The sequence below is a fragment of the Paenibacillus sp. V4I3 genome, assembly GCF_030817215.1.
Classification (GTDB): domain Bacteria; phylum Bacillota; class Bacilli; order Paenibacillales; family NBRC-103111; genus Paenibacillus_E.
This window is the reverse complement of the sequence record NZ_JAUSZA010000001.1, coordinates 286179-305972: the sequence shown is the minus strand read 5'-3', so window position 1 is coordinate 305972 and position 19794 is coordinate 286179. Positions and strand designations below refer to the sequence as shown.

The 19794-nt window shown below is 47.8% G+C and carries 18 protein-coding genes; 15 read left to right on the top strand and 3 right to left on the bottom strand.

Annotated elements, in window-relative coordinates; all coding sequences use genetic code 11:
* Positions 1-62: 62 nt before the first annotated feature.
* The 8 genes from QFZ77_RS01545 (at position 63) to QFZ77_RS01510 (ending at position 10623) form a co-directional block, all read left to right on the top strand.
* Positions 63-1799 carry a sensor histidine kinase gene (locus QFZ77_RS01545; protein WP_307435054.1) on the top strand — a complete coding sequence of 579 codons (1737 nt, stop codon included), beginning with the start codon at positions 63-65 and terminating at the stop codon, positions 1797-1799.
* On the top strand, positions 1796-2581 hold the full coding sequence (locus QFZ77_RS01540; protein WP_307435053.1) for a response regulator transcription factor: 786 nt from the start codon (positions 1796-1798) through the stop codon (positions 2579-2581). Before QFZ77_RS01545 ends, QFZ77_RS01540 begins: the two co-directional genes overlap by 4 nt.
* Before the next feature lie 185 nt (positions 2582-2766).
* Entirely contained in the window at positions 2767-4413 is a 1647-nt protein-coding gene (locus QFZ77_RS01535) for an extracellular solute-binding protein (protein ID WP_307435052.1), read from the top strand.
* A 93-nt stretch (positions 4414-4506) separates the two neighbouring features.
* Positions 4507-5397, top strand: coding sequence for an ABC transporter permease (locus QFZ77_RS01530; protein ID WP_307435051.1), 891 nt, complete (start codon positions 4507-4509; stop codon positions 5395-5397).
* 18 nt (positions 5398-5415) lie between these two features.
* Positions 5416-6303, top strand: a complete 888-nt coding sequence (locus QFZ77_RS01525) for a carbohydrate ABC transporter permease (RefSeq protein ID WP_307435049.1) — start codon at positions 5416-5418, stop codon at positions 6301-6303.
* A 37-nt stretch (positions 6304-6340) separates the two neighbouring features.
* A complete protein-coding gene (locus tag QFZ77_RS01520) occupies positions 6341-7120 on the top strand; it encodes an endonuclease/exonuclease/phosphatase family protein (protein ID WP_307435047.1) in 780 nt (259 codons plus the stop codon).
* A gap of 27 nt (positions 7121-7147) precedes the next feature.
* Positions 7148-8434, top strand: coding sequence for a CehA/McbA family metallohydrolase (locus tag QFZ77_RS01515; protein WP_307435039.1), 1287 nt, complete (start codon positions 7148-7150; stop codon positions 8432-8434).
* A gap of 140 nt (positions 8435-8574) precedes the next feature.
* A complete protein-coding gene (locus QFZ77_RS01510) occupies positions 8575-10623 on the top strand; it encodes a methyl-accepting chemotaxis protein (RefSeq protein ID WP_307435037.1) in 2049 nt (682 codons plus the stop codon).
* A gap of 20 nt (positions 10624-10643) precedes the next feature.
* Here the strand turns inward: QFZ77_RS01510 and QFZ77_RS01505 are convergent, their stop codons facing one another.
* A complete protein-coding gene (locus QFZ77_RS01505) occupies positions 10644-10772 on the bottom strand; it encodes a hypothetical protein (RefSeq protein ID WP_307435032.1) in 129 nt (42 codons plus the stop codon).
* 60 nt (positions 10773-10832) lie between these two features.
* Here QFZ77_RS01505 and QFZ77_RS01500 point away from each other — a divergent pair, with 60 nt between their 5' ends.
* Complete coding sequence (locus tag QFZ77_RS01500; protein WP_307435028.1) at positions 10833-11774, top strand: N-acetylmuramoyl-L-alanine amidase family protein; 942 nt, start codon at positions 10833-10835, stop codon at positions 11772-11774.
* A 301-nt stretch (positions 11775-12075) separates the two neighbouring features.
* Positions 12076-12861: a DODA-type extradiol aromatic ring-opening family dioxygenase gene (locus QFZ77_RS01495; protein WP_307435023.1), complete on the top strand. Its 786-nt coding sequence runs from the start codon at positions 12076-12078 to the stop codon at positions 12859-12861.
* Between the two features lie 27 nt (positions 12862-12888).
* Here QFZ77_RS01495 and QFZ77_RS01490 read toward each other — a convergent pair whose 3' ends face one another.
* A complete protein-coding gene (locus QFZ77_RS01490; protein ID WP_307435020.1) occupies positions 12889-13302 on the bottom strand; it encodes a thiol-disulfide oxidoreductase DCC family protein in 414 nt (137 codons plus the stop codon).
* A gap of 657 nt (positions 13303-13959) precedes the next feature.
* Between QFZ77_RS01490 and QFZ77_RS01485 the strand changes: the two genes are divergently transcribed.
* The gene (locus tag QFZ77_RS01485; RefSeq protein ID WP_307435016.1) at positions 13960-14859 is read left to right on the top strand and encodes a DUF3048 domain-containing protein; all 900 of its coding nucleotides are present in this window, start codon (positions 13960-13962) and stop codon (positions 14857-14859) included.
* A 138-nt stretch (positions 14860-14997) separates the two neighbouring features.
* On the opposite strand, the gene QFZ77_RS01480 is transcribed toward QFZ77_RS01485, so the two are convergent.
* A complete protein-coding gene (locus QFZ77_RS01480; protein WP_307435013.1) occupies positions 14998-15630 on the bottom strand; it encodes an aminotransferase in 633 nt (210 codons plus the stop codon).
* A 239-nt stretch (positions 15631-15869) separates the two neighbouring features.
* Here QFZ77_RS01480 and QFZ77_RS01475 point away from each other — a divergent pair, with 239 nt between their 5' ends.
* The 4 genes from QFZ77_RS01475 to rlmD all read left to right on the top strand — a co-directional run bounded on the left by QFZ77_RS01475 (position 15870) and on the right by rlmD (position 19742).
* The gene (locus QFZ77_RS01475; protein WP_029198698.1) at positions 15870-16160 is read left to right on the top strand and encodes a YerC/YecD family TrpR-related protein; all 291 of its coding nucleotides are present in this window, start codon (positions 15870-15872) and stop codon (positions 16158-16160) included.
* A 151-nt stretch (positions 16161-16311) separates the two neighbouring features.
* Positions 16312-17118, top strand: a complete 807-nt coding sequence (locus QFZ77_RS01470) for a sirohydrochlorin chelatase (protein ID WP_307435003.1) — start codon at positions 16312-16314, stop codon at positions 17116-17118.
* Positions 17097-18092, top strand: a complete 996-nt coding sequence (locus QFZ77_RS01465; protein WP_307435000.1) for a diacylglycerol kinase — start codon at positions 17097-17099, stop codon at positions 18090-18092. The genes QFZ77_RS01470 and QFZ77_RS01465 overlap by 22 nt, the downstream gene beginning before the upstream one ends.
* A 234-nt stretch (positions 18093-18326) precedes the next feature.
* Positions 18327-19742: a 23S rRNA (uracil(1939)-C(5))-methyltransferase RlmD gene (gene rlmD / locus QFZ77_RS01460; protein WP_307434997.1), complete on the top strand. Its 1416-nt coding sequence runs from the start codon at positions 18327-18329 to the stop codon at positions 19740-19742.
* Positions 19743-19794: the final 52 nt, after the last annotated feature.

Below are 19794 nucleotides of genomic sequence, written 5' to 3'. Positions count from 1 at the left end.
AAGCGTTTTATATGTTAGGTATACTAGGCAATGTTAGGAAGTTAGCAAAGTGAGGCTGAATCATGACAATACTTAAAATTAGGGGTTTACATCCGAAGCCGCATTCGTTGAAATATCGTCTAATCCTGATCCTGTTTATCAGCTCACTCGCACCCTTAATTCTTATTGGGAGTATTTCTTATTTCTCTATGTATGCGATTTTACAAAATAAAGCAGAGGGCGGGGTCCAAAGTAATTTGCATCAAGTAAGGCTATTGCTTGAAGATACGCTCGGACAGTTAAATCACACTTCTCAGCAGCTCGCCTTTGACGGGAGGGTTGGCAAAAGTCTAGAGAACTATTTATCAGCTGATCTATATGAGAAGAAAAGATTGAACGACGAGATCAGAAGCGAGTTAGGCTTGATTCATTTTACGAACCCGACCCTTGGATTAATGTTTTATTACTTTGAGAAAGACAAGCAGCTATTATTTGAGAATTTTAACGTTCGGGACGATTACGACCTTAAGCAGCTACCTGTACTTATTAAATTCGATAAACTTACTTATATGGGACCGCATCTTTCTTTAAACCCGATCGACGGCAATGAAGTGCTGTCCATCCTGCGCAAAGTCGAGCTGCCGGATCGTGACGATGTATATGTCTATATCGAAACTAACTTTAAATTGGCCGAAAGCATACTCAAAGATAACGAACAATTCGGCGGCAACTTGGTACATCTTATCGTTGATAATCTTGGCCAAATTGTTTATAGCGAGAATTCCACTGATTTTCCTGTGGGCATGCTGCATAATGCCAATAACCAATCGAATAAAGACATTTCGGGCAAATATATGATGTTTGAGGAGACCAGCAATCAATCTTGGAAGGTGTTGGCCGCTGTCCCCAAATCGGTATACAACCTCGAAGTAAATAGGTGGATAAAGCAGTTCACCTTTTTTGCCATCTTAACGCTTATAGCAAGTTTCTTCATTGCCTGGTTGATTTGGCGAACGGTATACCGTCCGCTCAAGCTGCTGAGTACGGATATTCGCAATGTAAAAAGTAACAACGAGGTTTTCCCGAGAAGACAATCTCAGATCTTGGAGTTTGCGGTTATTTATAAAGAGTTCGCAGAAATGAGAAGCCGAATCTTCGAATTAATCGGCGAGGTGGAGCAGAAGGAGCAAAGCAAGGCATATCTCGAAGTCGAGAAATTAATGACGCAAATCAATCCACACTTCATTCACAATACGCTCGATACTATTCGCTGGCTGGCTCGTGCCAATGGGCAGAAGGATATTGACCGCTTGGTTTCTACGTTGAATAAAGTGCTCTATTATAATCTCGGTAAAGGCGGGCCTGCTCGAATTAAAGATGAGATTGAGGCTTTGAAAAATTATGTTGAGCTGCAGGGCATCCGTTATAACTTTCAATTTGATGTGAAAATCCATGCCGATTCTGAGGCGCTTGAGCTGCCAGTTCCAAGGTTCATTCTACAGCCGCTTGTTGAAAATGCGTTGTATCACGGCTTGGAGGATAAAGGCATTATCGAGGTCAGTGTCATAGAAGACGGTGACTCGCATGTCATTATTGAAGTTAGAGACAATGGAGACGGGATGACAGAGGAAGAAATCGTTCAATTAATGAGCGAGAACACGTTAGAGAAAAAGAAGGTAGGTATGGGAATCGGGCTGCAATATGTAAACCGTATGGTGAAGTTCCAATTCGGAGAAGCCGCGAGTTTTCATATTAAAAGCACAATCGGCTCAGGGACGACGATCATACTTCGTCTTCCAATAGGAGGTGTACTCGGATGATAAAAGTTATGGTTGTGGACGATGATCACTTGGTGCGTAAAGGCTTCATCGCGATGATGCCTTGGCGTGAGCATAATCTAGAGGTTGTAGGAGAAGCCGGTAACGGCAAAAAAGCGTTGGAGTTTCTGGAGAATAATCAAGTGGACTTGCTCATTACCGACTTAGCGATGCCTGTTATGTCAGGTATAGATTTGATGAGGTGTGTGAAAGAGCGGTATCGGGATATTAGCATGGTCGTATTAACGTTTCATCAGGATTTTGAACTGATTCAGGAAGCGCTTCGCCTAGGGGCGCTGGATTATATGACCAAGGTCGAGCTTGAACATGAGCAGATGGACGAAATTTTAAGAAGAATTGTAGGTAAAATGCAGGAGCAGCATGTACGAACAAGGGAAACGAAAGTAGAGATCCAGGGCACTCCTGCGTTTGCCGAGGAGGATGATGGGCCGTATTCTCAGGAAGTGAAAGCAAGTATTTGGAAGGCAGTAGACATTATTCATCAAGAATTTCAAAATGAGCTTCTTCTGCCAGACATCGCAAAAAGGGTGAATATGAGTCGCAGCTATTTCAGCCGCTGTTTTCGGGATATTGCCGGGAAAACATTTAACGATTATATCCGGGAAGTGCGAGTGAATCACGCGAAAATACTGCTTAGTCAAACAGGGAAAACGATTGGTTGGATCGCCACGCAGGCTGGGTATCCGAATGAAAAATATTTTGGCAAAGTATTCCGGGAGTTGACGGGGATGCTGCCTGGTGAGTTTCGCAAGAGCCAGAGATAAATTCGGGCTTTTACAAAACGACAGTGACACAAATCGTCTCCAATGAAGTACACTTTCGTCTCCTAAACGTTCCCAGGATGCCAATTAGGGGACGATTTGCTCCTAAACGTAAGACATTAACTGACCCGAATGCCTCTCATTTTCTTTAAGATGTAAGTGAAGGGTAATTAATGAGGAGGGGCAATATGAAAAAGAAAAAAGCTCTAATTTCTATGATTGCATTGGTTGTTCTCATGTCGGCATGTTCAAGCAACAGCGGAGGGACCAGCAAGGACGGCGGCGGGCAAGCTGCAGATCCGAGCGTTAAGGTGGACCCGTTTAAAATGCCGAATCAGATTGAAGTGACCACCTTCAAAAGCTTGAGCCCAGGCGCAAAGTTACCTGCCGGCGATACAGTAGAAAGCAATCAGTACATGAAATATATCTCGGAAAAAACAAATATCAACTTTAAAATCTTATGGTATGCAGCTTCACAGGACTATGATCAAAAGATGAAACTGGCCATCGCGAGCAACGATCTGCCGGATGTTATGCTTGTAAATGAGCAAATCTTCCTTGCCCTCGCCGAAGCCGGACAGATTGAGGACTTAAGCAAAGTGTATGACAAATATGCTTCCCCATTAGCTAAGGAATTGTATGCATCAACGAACAACAAAGCGATTGAGAAAGCAACTTATAAAGGTAAATTGATGGGTATTCCGAATATTAGCGTGCAAGCGGATGCTGCAAGTATGGCGTGGGTACGCAAGGACTGGATGGATAAATTGGGACTTCAGCCGCCAAAGTCGATTGACGATGTCGCTGCGATCGCCAAAGCTTTCGTAGAGAAAGATCCAGACGGTAGTGGCAAAGCGGATACAATTGGAATCGCCGGTTTCGAGAAAGCTTTAACGGTAAGCGGTAAAGCGCAACGAGGTGACTTTAAAGGTATTTTCCAGGCGTTCGGCGCTTATCCTTCCAACTGGGTCAAGGATAGCTCCGGCAAGATTGCTTATGCTTCGATACTTCCTGAAACGAAGCAAGCACTCGGCAAGCTGCGTGACATGTATGCAGCAGGTGCAATTGATAAGGAATTTGCTTTGCGCAAAGATCCGAACGAGAATATCGTATCCGGCAAAGCGGGTATGTTCTTCGGACCCTGGTGGTCCGGCGGGTTGGCTGCTGATGCTATGAAGCTCAATCCGAAGGCTGATTTCGTGCCTTATTTGATCCCTGATGCCAAAGGGACTGTGAACACGATGATGGTGCCAGTAAGTACACAGTTTATTGTTGTGAAGAAAGGGATGAAGAATCCTGAAGCGGCTATGATTTACGCGAACACGTTTATCAATGCTCAGCGTAAAGTAGATCCTGACGCATTGAAATTAGACTTCACGGTAAGCGCAGAGTACTGGCCGATCGGAAATTCCACCTACGATTATGCGGATGCTGTGGAGAGAAAGTCCGATACATTGAAAAAGGCGATGAGCGGACAAATCAAGCCTGAAGAGCTGAATCCTGAAATGAAAGAATTGCATGCAAAGGCAACTCGCGATAAAGCCAATCCGAAAGCAGATCTGAAAGATTGGTCAGGATATTTCGGGTATACCGTTCCAGCAGATTTGCTGAAGATGAACATGAATAAGGTGTACAGCGAATTTACAGCAAATACGAAAACGATGGAAAGAAAATGGGTTAATCTACAAAAATTGGAGAATGAAACTTTCTTCGGCATCGTAATGGGCGAGAAGCCCCTTGATTCGTTTGATAAGTTCGTTACCGATTGGAAAGCACAAGGCGGCGACGAAATCACGAAAGAAGTAACGGATGAAATCAGCAAGTCCAAAAAGTAACGTGTTAATGAAAAGAGCGCATCACCTAACCGAATGGTGGTGCGCTCTTTCTACCATCAAAAACGGATAAGTTTGAACAGAGGTGTATCGTTCATGAACATAAAATCGTTCTATAAACACTACCATTTGATGATCCTGCCGGGTATCGTGCTTCTCATTATTTTTCATCTCGTGCCGATGTTCGGAATCGCGATTGCGTTCCAAGATTTCAAAATCGGATTGGGAATATGGGACTCTCCATGGATCGGCTTCGAAAATTTTACGTACATGTTTCAACTGAGAGATAGTAAAGTGATTTTCTTTAATACGGTATTTATTGCCGTGTGTAAAATTATTGCGCATCTCATCATTCCGCTTACATTTGCCATTTTGCTCAATGAAATTAGATTTAGGATATTCAAAAGATGGGTGCAGACGGTTGTATACCTGCCTCATTTTATTTCATGGGTTATCTTGGCTGGTGTTGTGATGGATATGCTGTCGTTAGACGGTATTATCAACAATATGTTGAAAGCGTTAGGTTTTGAGCCGATTATGTTTATGGCCAAAAACAGCTTGTTTCCTGGCATTGTCGTTAGTACGGACATTTGGAAGGAATTCGGATTTGCTGCCATTATTTATTTAGCCGCACTTGCTGGCATTAATCCTTCCCTCTATGAAGCGGCCGAAATGGACGGAGCTGCTAGATTGAAACAATTGTATTATATTACGCTGCCGAGCTTGGTTCCTACTGTTGTTTTGCTGGCTACTCTGAGCATAGGCAATATTTTGAATGCAGGTTTTGATCAAATTTTCAATTTGTATAATCCTCTTGTCTACGAATCAGGTGATATTATCGATACGTATGTGTACCGGGTAGGACTTGTGCAGGCTCAGTATGGTTTAGCCACGGCCGTCGGTTTGTTGAAATCAGCGATCGGTTTCATTCTCATCTTTATTTCGTACAGAGTTGCCTATACGTATGCGAATTACAGAATTTTCTAATGAAGCAGGTGAATGCCAGTGGTACGCAATAAAACAATTTCGGCTCGTATAGCCGAAGCAGCTCTAATCTTGGTGATGCTAGTCATCTCAGCCATGTCGCTTGCGCCTGTTGTGCACGTGTTCTCTGTCTCTTTTAGCGACAACGCGGCAGCGGCAGGGGGATTCGTTAAGTTTTGGCCAGTTGGCTTTTCTTTGGAATCGTATCGCAAAATTATGGAAGAACCGCATTTTTTCAATGCGTTTTTAGTTTCCGTCAAACGGGTTTTGCTGGGCGGGGGAATCAATTTTGTATTGACCGTTATGATGGCTTACCCGTTGTCGAGAAGCAGCAAGGAATTCCCATACCGGAACGTGTATATGTGGTTCATGCTGTTTACGATGCTGTTCAGTGGCGGAATTATTCCGTTATATTTGACCGTCAAGGCATTAGGGATGTTTAACACCATGTGGGCTCTTGTGCTGCCGGGGGCGGTACCGGTTTTTAACGTTATTTTGTTAATGAACTTCTTCCGGAACTTGCCGAAGGAGCTGAGCGACGCGGGTTACATGGACGGTGCAGGACCTTGGTATATGATGATCAAAGTCTATCTGCCGCTTTCGCTGCCAGCGATGGCTACTGTCACTTTATTCAGTATTGTCGGTCACTGGAATTCGTTCTTTGACGGCATGATCTTTATGCGCAGTGCGGAAAATTATCCGCTGCAAACGTATATTCAGCAGCTCGTCGTCAATCAGAACGCGTTGTTGGAGCTTGATTCGACGAAGCTTGAATTACTAATGAAAGTATCGGATAAGACACTCAACGCTGCCAAAATCGTAGTTTCGATGGTGCCGATTCTTATCGTTTATCCGTTTCTGCAAAAGTATTTTATACATGGCATCATGCTCGGTTCTGTAAAAGAATAGTCAAAGAAGAGGTGCATATACGATGGAGTGGAAGGTCATGACTTTCAATTTGCGATACAATGAGCCGAAGGATGGGGACAACGCATGGCCGCATCGTGTGAGGCGCATTTCCCATATAATCCAAGAGCACGACCCGATTCTTGTTGGCACCCAGGAAGGCTACTATGACATGCTGACAGAGCTTCATGGGGAGCTGGAAGCGTACAATTGGATCGGCATGGGCCGATTTGGCGAACACGATAATGAGCATTGCGCTATTTTTTATAAGAAGGATGAGCTTGAGGTGCTGGAGGAAGGTCATTTTTGGCTTTCGGAAACACCAGAAGAAACGGCATCCAAAAGCTGGGACAGCATGTTCCCTAGAATGTGTACGTGGGTTCGATTCCTGGACAAACACAGTCAGAAAGCATTTATCGTGTACAACACCCATTTGGATCATCACAGTAAAGAAGCTAGAGAAAATGGCGTTAAAGTGATTTGGGATTATATTCGTTCGCACAAGTCCGAGCTTTCTTTACCCGTTATTTTAATGGGTGACATGAACAGCCATCCAAGCTATCCGCCTATCCGTTATTTGAGAGGGGAATTTGGTGGAGAAGGTCCGAACGGCTGGCTGAAAGACGCTTATACCGCTATGGAAGGAAATGTGGGCCGAACTGCGCACGACTTCAAAGGTGGAGCAGACGAGGCGCCAATTGATTATATTTTCGTATCTCCCGAGGTGGAACTGCTGGAAACGATAGTCGATAGAAGGCAAATTGAAGGGGGCTACCCGTCGGATCATTATCCGATTGTTGCTTCTTTGCGCTTTTCTTAAAACATAGCAGATCAAGGAGAGCGACAGATGAAACATGTGGAAAGATTACGTTCAGTTACGACAATTACGAAGAAAATTGCTCATTCGGAGCAAAGCACCTATATCGAAGTGCCTTTTGAAATGCCCGAGCACGTTGAGGAGATTGTGGTCAACTACGTGATCGAATCACATGGTGAACAGAAGGCTGTGATCGACTTGGGCCTGAGGGACACTGGCAGAGTGAGAGGCTGGAGCGGAGGAGCGCGCAAAGCATTTCGACTCGGAAAGGAACAATCAACTCCCGGCTATTTATCGGGTGATTTAACGCCGGGAAACTGGGCGGTTCTGCATAACGCCTACAAGGTACCGAGCAAAGGTTGTTCCGTTACCATTACCATCGAATTTCTTTATAAGACACCTCGCTGGCTTAAAGGCGATCTACATACGCACAGCGTGAACAGCGACGGCACTTTTACACTGGAAGAGAATGCAGCAAGGATGGAGGAACTCGGCTGCGATTTCATCGCCATGACGGATCACAATACAGTCAGCCAAAATATGACCTATCCGCGCCATACAAACGTTGTCATGATTCCGGGGATGGAGTTTACAACGAATTTCGGACACAGTAATTTCCTGGGCGTTACCGATCCGATCCGAGATTTTCGGGTGAAGAGTCAGGAAGACGTCAACGCCAAGATTGCCGAAGCCCGTGCTAACGGAGCCAAAATCGTGATCAATCATCCGCACTGCGAGTATTGCCCGTGGGACTGGGATTTGGGTGTAGATCACGACTGGGTAGAAGTATGGAATGGCCCCTTTACGGAGCGGAATGTTAGAACGTTGAATTGGTGGCACAGTCAACTCGTCTCTGGCAGAAGGCTTGTTGCTGTTGGCGGCAGCGATACCCATCGACCGGATCCGTACGTCAAGCATGCGATGCCATGTACATGGGTGTACGCTTCTGAAAAAACCGTGGATGGCATTTTGAGCGCCATAGGGCTGGGGCATGTGGTGATTACTTATGCGCCAAACGGGCCTTTTGTGGAGCTGAACTGCGGCTCTTATCGGGTTGGCGACATTGTTCCAGCAGGAGAGAGGAGCAGAGAAGTTAGTTTGCAAGCCGAGGATTTGAAGGCCGGAGATAAGATCAAACTGTTCAGCAACATCAGATTGGAAAAGGAAGTACTAGTGTCCTTAGACGGGGGGCTTACCATCCATTTTGACGCACAGGGAACAACGTTTGTACGTGTTGAAGTGTGGCGGCATTTCGATGTGGTCAACATGACGCTTATGGCTGCGTTAACGAATCCAATTTATTTTGACAGTAAATAGTTTGGAAGCAGAAACACAACCTTTTGTATGTTAAAAGGCTGTGTTTTTTAATGTCGAAAATAAGAGGTTTTTGTCGAAAAAACACAGAATTTTCTAGTGATAATCTATAATCCTAGAGATAAGTGGGGGCGATGAAGATAATGAAGCTAAAAAGTATTCAAAGTAAATTTATGCTGCTGCTTGTTCCTCTAATTGTTGTTACTCTGTTTGGCATCGTCGCGTTCGCATACGTTAAGAGCAAAGGGTTGATTAATAACGAGATTGGGCTCAAGATGCAGCAGCAGCTAGAAAGTGTGACCAGCAGCATTAATGGAAAGCTTGTTGCGCATCGTAAAGTGGGAGAAGTGGTTGCCAGGACGGTTGAGTTTGCACCTAACCAGTTGACTTTGGACAACTATAATAAAATACTAAGTAGTGATTTGTCCACGAGTGAAGATACATTTGGTTTAGGAATTTTCTTTGAACCGTTCAAGTACAATGCCAAAACGAAATATTTTTCGACTTACGCATTCCGCGAAGGTGACAAAATTAGCTTAACCCAAGACTATAACGCAGCCGATTACGATTATCCGCACTGGGATTGGTACAAAGTGGCTCAGGATACCAAGCAGTCGTTTGCGTACTCTGATCCTTACTATGACGAACCGACGAAAGTCACCATGGTGACAGCGAGCGTGCCAGTCTATGATCAAAAAAAGCAGTTTCTCGCTGTTGTCACCGGCGATTTTAACTTAGCTCGCTTGCAAAAGCTTGTTGAAGAAACGAAGGTAGGCCGCACAGGCTGGGCGTTCATGGTCGATGCCAAAGGGAACTATCTAGATCTGCCGGATAAGTCCAAGGTGATGAAGGTCAGTATGGATAAGGACCCGAACCCGTCGATAAGTGCGCTGGCGCCAACGCTGCTTTCCCAGCCAAATGGCCAGTCCACCATGACAGATGACAAGGGAATTAATCGTATTTATTATCAAAAAATACCGGAAACCGGCTGGACGATTGCGCTCGTTATGCCAGAGAAAGAGCTGCTAGAGCCTATGAAGAAGCTTGTCGTTTCTTTGAGCATAGGAGGTCTGATCGCGCTGGTTATCATGGTGCTTGTGATTATTTTATTCAGTCGATACCTTATTAACCAAATACGAAGAGCTAAAGTGATGGCGGGTCGCATTGCGGAAGGTGATTTAACGCAGCATATGGAAGTGAAAACAAGTGACGAACTAGGACAAATGGGGCATTCCTTCAATGAAATGATTCAGAGGCTTCGTACGATGCTTGGATCTATTTCGATGCACACGCACACAGTTGCCTCTATGTCCGAGCAATTATCGGCTAGCGCAGAGGAAACTTCGAGAGCGACAGAGCAAATTGCAGATTCCATCCAGCAAGTCGCTTCAAGCGCAGATGAACAAAGTCATATGAATGATACGTCGAAAAAGACGGTCACCGATATCGCCAAGCGGCTTGTATCGATTGTGGATGGCGTTAAGAAGGTAAATGATTCAACAGAAAAAACGGCTGAGACAGCTGAAAAAGGGAACAGAGCCGTAGGCGAGGTAACGGAGCAAATGAAGCTCATTCATCGCAATATGGAGCAATCGTCCATGATTGTAGATGAGCTCAGCGGGAAATCGCTGCAAATCGGGGAAACGATCACGTTGATTACATCGTTATCCAGTCAGACGAACTTGTTAGCGCTCAATGCCTCGATTGAAGCAGCGCGAGCTGGCGAGCACGGTAAGGGCTTCGCCGTTGTTGCAACCGAAGTACGCAAGCTGGCCGAACAATCAGCAACAGCAGCGGACCGTATTCGCAGTTTGATCGGTGACATCCAATCTGAAATCAACAGTGCGGTAGATTCCATGAATAAGGGAACTCAGGCGGTCAATGATGGAACCTTAATGAGCGAAAGTGCGAAGGCGGCATTTCTGGCTATTCTCCAAGCGGTGGAGGATGTTTTTGGACATGTGAAAGAAGTGTCTCAATCGGCTGTCCTCATTCAATCCGACTCGAAACATATGGTTGAGGTTGTCGAGCAAATTTGTGCCATTTCCAGTAAATCGCTAGAAAGCACACACAGCATAGCCGCAGCTGCTGAACAGCAGCTTGCTTCCATGGAAGAAGTTAGCGCAGCTTCCCAATCGTTGTCTAAAATGGCTGACGAGCTCCAAGAGGTCGTCAAAGTATTTAAGGTATAATAAGTATAGACAGTCCGGAGTTATTTGTCATCGGTTCCCCTGATATACTTGTCCTTGTTTTTGTAAACATACCAAAAGGCAACGAGTACACCAACGATTAAAGCAATCGATAACCAGTGGTGAGAAATGTAGCTCCAGAGGGTATTCATGTGAGTGCCTCCTCTAATTTTTTTATATTAAGGATAGTTTTGGCAGGAGATGTTGGTTTCATGCATGTGAATACAGCAAAAAACCGGAAGCCGTGGATGGCTTTCATGAGTGTTGCCGTAGGGATGGTCTTTGTACTGGTCGTGGCTGGTTGTGCGTCACAAGTTTTGGATAGACCGGCTATACCGCAGGAGTCGCCTATAGTAAGCAAGGAAACGCCTGCGGTCACGAGTAGCGCGACGATGCAGCCGCAAGCGGAAAGTTCCGCCGCTGAGAAAGCATTGCAGTTGCCTGCAGCAGAGGCTATACCAGAACCTTCAACAAAGGCTGCAGCAGAACCCGCGGCTTCCAAAACCGCTGCAACGTCTAAACAAAGAAGGCTCGTCATGCTGGACCCCGGACATCAGCGTTATGGTAATAATGCTCTTGAGTCTGTAGGTCCGGATACACGGGAAACCAAGCCAAAGGTCAGCTCTGGCACGGTTGGCGTACGAACGAAAAAACCGGAATATGTGCTCAATCTGGAAGTTTCCCTGCTGATCAAAGACGAGCTGGTCCGCCGCGGCATAGAGGTTGCGATGACCCGCGAGTCGCATGAGGTCGATATCAGCAACAAGCAGCGCGCGGATATGGCGAACGAAGCAGGAGCAGCGCTGGCTGTGCGCATTCATGCGGATGGCGATAGTTCACCGAAGACCAAAGGGTTTTCGGTGTTGTACCCGTCGGCTTCCTCAGCGGCGGTGAAGCCCATCGCAGCAGGAAGCCATGAAGCAGCTGGCTTTATTCTAGAGCATCTGAAGACAGCTACTGGCACAGCTGGGAGAGGACTATCAGCACGCAGCGACTTATCAGGCTTCAACTGGTCCAAAGTGCCAGTCGTGCTGGTCGAGCTTGGCTTCATGACGAATCCGGAAGAAGATGAGCTGATGTCCGAAGCGGAATATCAGAAGAAGCTGGCCCAAGGTATCGCAGATGGGATTGAGCAGTTTTTGAAAAGCCGATGAGCTGCCCTTATAAACAATAACCTACAGCCAGTGCACGAGCTGCAAAGATATTTTTCATCGTTACAGATGCGAGGGGATGTGGAATCGTGTCTGTAACCATATATTTCATCTTTACAGACGAGAAGATGGCGGATTGATATCTAAACGAGCGTGTGCTAGCAAAGAGAAGTTCGTTCCCCATGTTCGAACGTAGGCTTTAGACAAGACCCTGGCCATCGGCCAGGTTTTATTTGTGCCCAACGGCGTATAATGTATAATATATTGGTAAAAAGTTACCATTTAGGAAGAAGGGGGATCTGCCATGCTGCCATCTTTTTTCATTGCCCATGGAGCACCGAGTTTGGCGATCGAGCAGCATGCTTACACCGAGTTTTTGCAGAAGCTAGCCAAGAGCATTCCTGCGCCCAAAGCCATTGTACTGTTCAGCGCACATTGGGAAGGTCCCGTGCAGAAGATTAGCTCGGCGATTCATCTAGAAACGATCTATGATTTCTCGGGCTTTTCAGAAAAGCTTTATGACATTAAGTACCCAGCTAAAGGGGATTTGACGCTAAGCTTACATATACAGCGATTGTTTCAGGAAGAAGGCATTCGTTGTGAGCTCGATGATGAGCGAGGCTTGGATCACGGGGCATGGGCACCGCTGCATATTATGTATCCAGATGCGCAGATACCGGTGGTGGCGCTCTCTGTGAATCCGCGTTTGACGGCGGAGGAGCATTATCGCATTGGTGCAGCACTGGGCCCCTTGCGGGAAGAGGATGTTCTCATCCTCGGCAGCGGAGGGACGGTTCACAACTTGCGCAGACTGGATCGGAATAATCCTGTGCCGCAGGTGTGGGCGGTGGAGTTCGATGAGTGGTTGGCGGAGCAGCTGGAGACTTGGAATTTGGATGCGCTCGTTCGATATGATGAAAGAGCGCCTAACGCGCGTGAGGCGGTTCCGACGCCGGATCATTTTGCACCTTTGCTGCTTGCGCTAGGTACGGCAGACACTACACGCAGGGCGAAGCTGCTGCATCATAGCTTTCAGATGGGCACGCTGAGTTTGTGTTGTTGGATGTTTGGCGGGATGAGGAAGTCGTAGTCGGACTGCGAAAAATCATACTGATCGCTAATCCAGGAATCGCGCTTTGAACTCAGGCTTCGGCAGCTTGCAGTGCTCGGCTTTACCGAACCAACGATAGCGGTTTCGCGCCACGAAAGCATAGACCAGATTCCTGAGCGGAGCCGGAATGATGATGGCCGCATACGCTAAGGGCCAAGCGCCACGCAAACGGCGGGCAATGCGCAGCGCAGCGGTCGAACGGATATAGGAGCGGCGGCCCTCGATCAGGACGATCGTGCTGATGATATCCGTAGGCAGGTTGTGCTGCTCGAGCAGCTTTTGGCCGCTTTCCGATTGTAAGGAAGCAAAGTGGAAAATCCCCTTCGGGTCGTTCCGCAGGATGAACTGAACAGCACCATTGCATAGATTGCAGACCCCGTCGAACAATACGATGGCTTGGTCATCGGTGAGCTTGGTCATGGAATAGCCTCCTTTTTGGCGAGTAAAAAAGATAATTAGTGTTTATCATGCTTTGGTTTGATCTGGTTGTTAAGTCATTCAAATAATCATGCAAAAAGTGCATGTAATTCCGGTGGTCAGACCGTCTATAAAGGTAGAAGCTGCAAAAAGTGCAGCAAAAATGGCCATTAGCATTCCAGTAACCAATTCCATCAGGCATAAAGAAGTAATCTAATAAATAAGCCAATCAAGAAACCGGAAGAAAGCCGGTAAACATATCTATCACACAAACAGAAGCTAGCCGGTCTAGGCTCCTCACAACACGATTCAGTACCACACTTACCTAGTAACAAACACATAATCCATCTCTCCCTACTATACCTAATCACAGTCGCGGGTCCAACTACCTTTTGACCCACTAGCACAAAAAGTCTTCTACCTATCGCATCACTAGCATATATATTTACTAGAACGATTAAGAGAAGAGGTGCAGTCCTGTTGAAATCATTGCCTTTATTCCGTAAAAAAAACCTTAGCGCCTGGCTCGTCCTGGGATGCTCTGTCATAGCTATTGTCGGTTGCAGCGATACGCCTGCCTCCTTACCACCCGCCAGCCCGAATGTCGCTGAAGCCACGTCCGCCGCCGCATCACCACCTTCCAAACCTGCTGCTACAGTTGTGGAAACGGAGCTGCCTTACAAATTCCCGCTAACGGGTTTGCCTACCGATAAAGAAGTAAAGAGCCGACCCTTCATGGTCATGGTCGAAAATGCCCCGCAAGCCAGGCCCCAAACCGGCCTAGATCAAGCGGACATCGTCTATGAGATTCTCGCAGAGGGCGAGATTACGAGATTCGTCTCCGTGTTCCAGAGCCAAGCAGCGAAGACCATTGGTCCCGTGCGCAGCATACGCCCTTATTTCGTAGAGATCGGCGACGCGCTCGATGCGGTTATCGTCCATGCCGGCTGGAGTCAGGAGGCGATGGATATGATGGCAGGCCGTAAGCTGTCCCATCTCGATGAGGTGTACGGCGATGGCGCCTACTACTGGCGCGCGACGGATCGTAAAGCACCGCACAATCTTTATACCTCTGTGGATAAAATGAAGCAGGGCGCCGAGGCGCGCAAATTCCGCTCCGAATGGAACGGGCCGCTGCTCACTTTTGCCAAGGATGGTCAAAGTAAGCTTACCGGCGCAGCCGTGAATTATATTCAAATTCCTTATATTCAAGGATATTTCGCTTCCTATGAATACAATGCGGCTGAAGGTGTGTACAAGCGCAGCATGGAGGGCAAGCCGCATCTCGACAAGGAGACCGGCAAACAGCTGCAAACCAAAAATCTGCTCGTACTCGAAAGCAAGCATAAGATTGTGGACAAAGAGGGGCGCCGGACGGTGGATGTTTTTGGACCTGGTAAAGGTCTCATTCTGCAAGAAGGCAAATCACAGCAGATCACTTGGGAACGTAAAAGTGGCATGCTTCGCGCCTATGCGGACGATGGCAAGGAAGTGCCATTGCTGCCGGGCAACACCTGGGTTCAGATCGTACCGGAGGGGACAGCGGTGAAAATGGAATAGCAATAGATAGGCGCAGAGAAGCCGCCCGGCTTGGGTTTAGAACCAAGACGAGACGGCTTTTCTCGTGCGCTTTTTTGGAATTATTTTGACCTGCGTATGACTAGAGGTTGACCTGAGAGTGATCTGTGTAGGATAATCTTATCGGCGTTTGCGTTTGGTTAAGGAGGTTTTAGAAGCGCCTTTTCTTCTAGGGCCTGAGCTTGATTTCTTACGGCGTTTGCGTTTGGGTTTAATTATTTCTTCCAAGTCAGCGGATGAATTCACTTTTCCTTTGCCAATCGAACTCAAAATGGTTTTCACCATAGGTGCCATTTGTTGAAAGGTACTCATGAACTTCTGGACCTTGCCCATTGTGCCGAGGATGCCGTCAATACCACCCATACGTTCAACGAAGCCGGAGATTTGCTTCAAATTCAAGCCGCTCAGTGGGTTAGACGAGGCACCACCTGCAGCTCCACCACCGCCACCGCCTAAGAGGTTGCTAAGGAAATTACCGCCTCCACCACCACCTGCGCCGCTAGGATTTCCACCACCACCAAAAAATCCGCCACCCGCATTACCGCCGCTTGGGCCGCCGAAGAGATTACCGCCTCCATCGAAAGGAGTAGGAAATCCTCCACCGCCTTGTGCGAACGGATTGCCGCCACCGCCGCCTAAGCCCGGATATTGCCCGAAGCCGCCATCCCCGAGTTGGGTAGGTAAAGTGAAGCTTCTTGTATGCACCTCAGGACGATTACCGCCATTGCCAATGATTTGTCTTTGGTTGCTCACTAGGATTCACGATCCTTTATATCAGATTTGTCTCCTACAGGATATGTCACTTGCCTACCGTTGGTATGGACGAATGTCACGGGTCTAGTTAAATGTCACAATTCACCTCATTAACGCATAGAAATTTTAACGTTTCGCAATCCTAAAGGAAGGATTTATACATGACGTGTCGAATGATACACAGGAGCTTAAACAGATCTTATAAGCTAACATGCTTTTCTACTGGGAGTTGACAACCTATGCAATTAAAAAAATTAAATGATAAAGCAATAGACCAGCTTTTTGAAGCCGTGCTGACGCTCAAAGATATTGAAGAGTGCTATGTCTTTTTTGATGACTTATGCACAGTGAACGAGATTCAATCGCTTTCCCAACGCCTTGAGGTTGCTCGCATGCTGCGCAAGGGCTGTACGTATAACCAGATCGAAGCCGAAACGGGCGCGTCAACAGCAACCATTTCTCGTGTCAAAAGATGCCTGAACTACGGAAACGACGGCTATGTGCTGACGCTGGATCGTTTAGGTCGTTAATGAAGTCGTTTGTTCCAAAAAGAATTCAAATCCTGCGTTACCTTGCGTAATGCGGGATTTTTCCTGTTTATTTGCAGGTCAATTGACATGTGTGAACACATTCGTTAGCATAGGATTTATAGGCATGGTTAGAACGGGTGGGGAAAACATAATGAGTGAGTATGGTGTGCTAGTCATAAGCCATGGATCTCGGGATGAGGGCTGGGTTCAGCTGGTCGATGATGCCGTGTTTGCGGTCAGGATGCCGAAGAATGTTCCGATCTTCGCTTCTTATTTAGAGTTGGTGGAGGGCCGATTAATTCAAGATGGTATTTACAGTTTAGAGGCGCAAGGCGTGACGGATATTATCGTCGTTCCACTGTTCGTGTCCTCTGGGAGTACACATATTGATGAAATCAGCTACGCACTAGGTGTGATTGAACAGCCACTGCTCGAGACCGATATGGAACCTTTTGATATCAAGGCGCGCATTCATTTCACATCACCAATTGATGACGACCCCGTTATTGCTGAGATTATTTATGCGAAAATTAAAGAGCTTTCCGAATCGCCGAGTCAGGAAATCGTCATGCTCATCGGTCACGGAAGTAAAGAGAAGGGCTTCCATCTCAAGTGGCGCCAAGGCTTAGAGCTGCTCGCAGAGCGGTTGAAAGCGTTAGGCGGCTACGACGAGGCGGATGTCGCTATGCTTTTGCCAGATCAAGTGAAACGGAAGATGACAGGGTGGGCTCAGAAGAAGCCTGACCATGCAGTCGTCGTTGCGCCACTTTTTCTAAGTGAAGGCTATTTCACGACGCAAGTCATCCCTTCCCGCATGGAAGGGTTCGAATATCGTTATAATGGACGGGCGCTGCTGCCTAGTCCGCTAATTTCCAAATGGATCGAGAAGCAGATTGCTTCAGAAATCGCAGAAGGCGAAACAGGTGATGAGACACAATGGTCAAAAGAGCAAGACTGATCTATAATCCGACTTCTGGCCGGGAAGAAATGAAAAAGCGTTTGCCAGAGATACTTCAGCGCCTGGAGCGCGGTGGTTTCGAAACATCCACTCACGCTACCATCGGTGAAGGCGACGCAACACTCGCAGCAGCACATGCTGTTAGCCGAGGCTTTGATTTGATTATCGCCGCAGGCGGAGACGGCACCCTGTGCGAAGTCGTCAACGGCATGGCCGAGAGAGAGGGCAGGCCCCCGCTTGGCATTTTGCCGCTGGGAACGACCAACGATTTTGCCCGGGCGCTCGGCATTCCTAAGAATTTGGAGTACGCCTGCGACCTGATTGTGCAGCAGTACACAACCGACATCGATGTAGGCAAAATCAACAACCGCTACTTCATTAATATCGCCGGTGGCGGCTCGATGACCGAGCTGACGTACGAAGTCCCAAGCAAGCTCAAGACCATGATCGGTCAGTTGGCCTATTATATGAAGGGACTGGAGAAACTGCCTAGGCTGAAGCCGATTGAGCTGTACGTTAAGGCAGGCGAACTGGAATTTCATGAGGAAGTCATGATGTTCCTAGTCGGCAACTCCAACTCCGTCGGCGGCTTCGAGAAGCTGGCTCCGGAAGCGAGTATGAATGATGGCTTGTTCGATGTGCTAATTCTGCGCAAGTGTAATCTTGCTGAGTTCATAAGAGTGGTTACGCTCGCACTGCGCGGCGAGCATTTGAGCGATCCGAATCTGATCTATTTTCAAACGAATCACATTGAGATTAATTCGCCGGACTACGTCCAGTTGAATCTGGATGGGGAGTTCGGGGGCACACTGCCTTGTGTGATGACGAATCTGAAGAGTCATTTGCAGATTATTGTGGATGAGTCGGGGCAGTCGATTTATAAGAAGACGTTTTTAGAGACGTTGACCACGCCGTTTCATTTGAAGGGGAATGGGCATGGTCATGGGGATGAGGAGCAGGAGAAGCTAGAGTAGGGATAAGACGTTACACCCTGCGTGCTGCGCCCGGCCCAGATAGATTAAGAAACAGGGATTTAGTAAAGTGAGGGTCATATGAAAGCAAAAGGTAGTTCTGGCTCAGTGTCAGGTAAACATAGAGGAACTGGGAATTTTGGGAAGACAGCGAAGACGGGGAATTCCGGAAGGACTGGGAAGACAGGGAATTCTGGAAAGATAGGGAATTCCGTAACGAAGGCGGCTCCGGCTTGGATGGCTGATCTGCCGGTGCAGATTGGGCAGCAATATGAGGCTGAGATCATTGGGATCAGCCATGATGGCGAAGGGGTAGGCCGTGTGAACGGCTTTACCCTTTTTGTCGCTGGTGCGCTGCCTGGTGAGCGTGCACTTGTGCGGGTGGAGCATTTGAAGAAGCAATATGGGTATGCTGCGCTTGTGGAAGTGCTGGAAGTGAGTCCGGACCGGGTTAAGCCGGATTGTGGGATATATGAAGAATGTGGCGGCTGTCAGCTGCAGCATTTGAGCTATGAGGCGCAGCTTCGCGTGAAGCGCCAGCAGGTGGTGGATAATTTGCAGCGGATTGGGAAGCTGCAGGTTGCGGGTGAGCCAACAATAAACTCTTCCCCAACTTCTTCTGCGGAAGGAATTGTTGTCCATCCCACAAGGGGGATGACCGATCCGTGGCGGTATCGGAACAAGGCGCAGGTTCCTTTTGGGGAAGAGCAGGGCGGACTCATCGGCGGATTCTATGCGCAAGGAAGCCATCGCATCATCAATATGGATGAGTGTTTGATTCAACATGAGTCGAACGACGAAGTCGTTGCTCGTGTGAAAGAGATCGGCGCGCGTCTTGGTATTCGCGCTTATAATGAAGAGCGTAATGACGGACTGCTTCGCCACGTCGTCGTCAAAGTCGGCTTCCGCACGGGAGAGATCATGGTCGTGCTTGTGACCAACGGCACCGAGATTCCTCGTGTCGCCGAGTGGGTTGCTGGCATTCGTGCCGCGTTGCCTGGCGTGAAGAGCATTTGCCATAACATTAATGTGAAACAGACGAATGTTATTTTTGGGGATGAGACTCGCGTCCTGTGGGGCAACGAGGTCATCTATGACTATATCGGCGATGTGAAATTTGCAATTTCCGCGCGATCGTTTTATCAAGTGAACCCCGTACAAACGGAAGTGCTGTACGGGAAGGCACTTGAGTACGCGGCGCTAACTGGCGGCGAGACTGTGGTCGATGCCTACTGCGGCATCGGAACGATCTCCCTGTTCCTCGCCCAGAAGGCGGGACAGGTGTACGGGGTTGAGATCGTCGAGGAGGCGATCGCGGATGCACGGAAGAATGCCGAGTTAAACGGCATGACGAACGTGCACTTCGAGGCAGGCCCAGCGGAAGTGGTCCTCCCCGAGTGGACACGTCAGGGCGTTCGGCCCGACGTGATCGTGGTGGACCCGCCCCGCAAGGGCTGCGATCCGGCGCTGCTCGCGACGATCCTCGAGCTGCAGCCGCGGCGCGTCGTCTACGTGTCGTGCAGCGCATCGACACTGGCGCGCGACTTGCGCGTGCTCGTCGATGGCGGCTACGGCGTCGCGGAGGTGACGCCGGTGGATATGTTCCCGCATACAATGCATGTGGAGTGTGTGATTCAATTGACGATAAAATAGATATTCTAACTAAGAAGCTACCTGATCAGGTAGTCTCTTAGTCATGTTAACG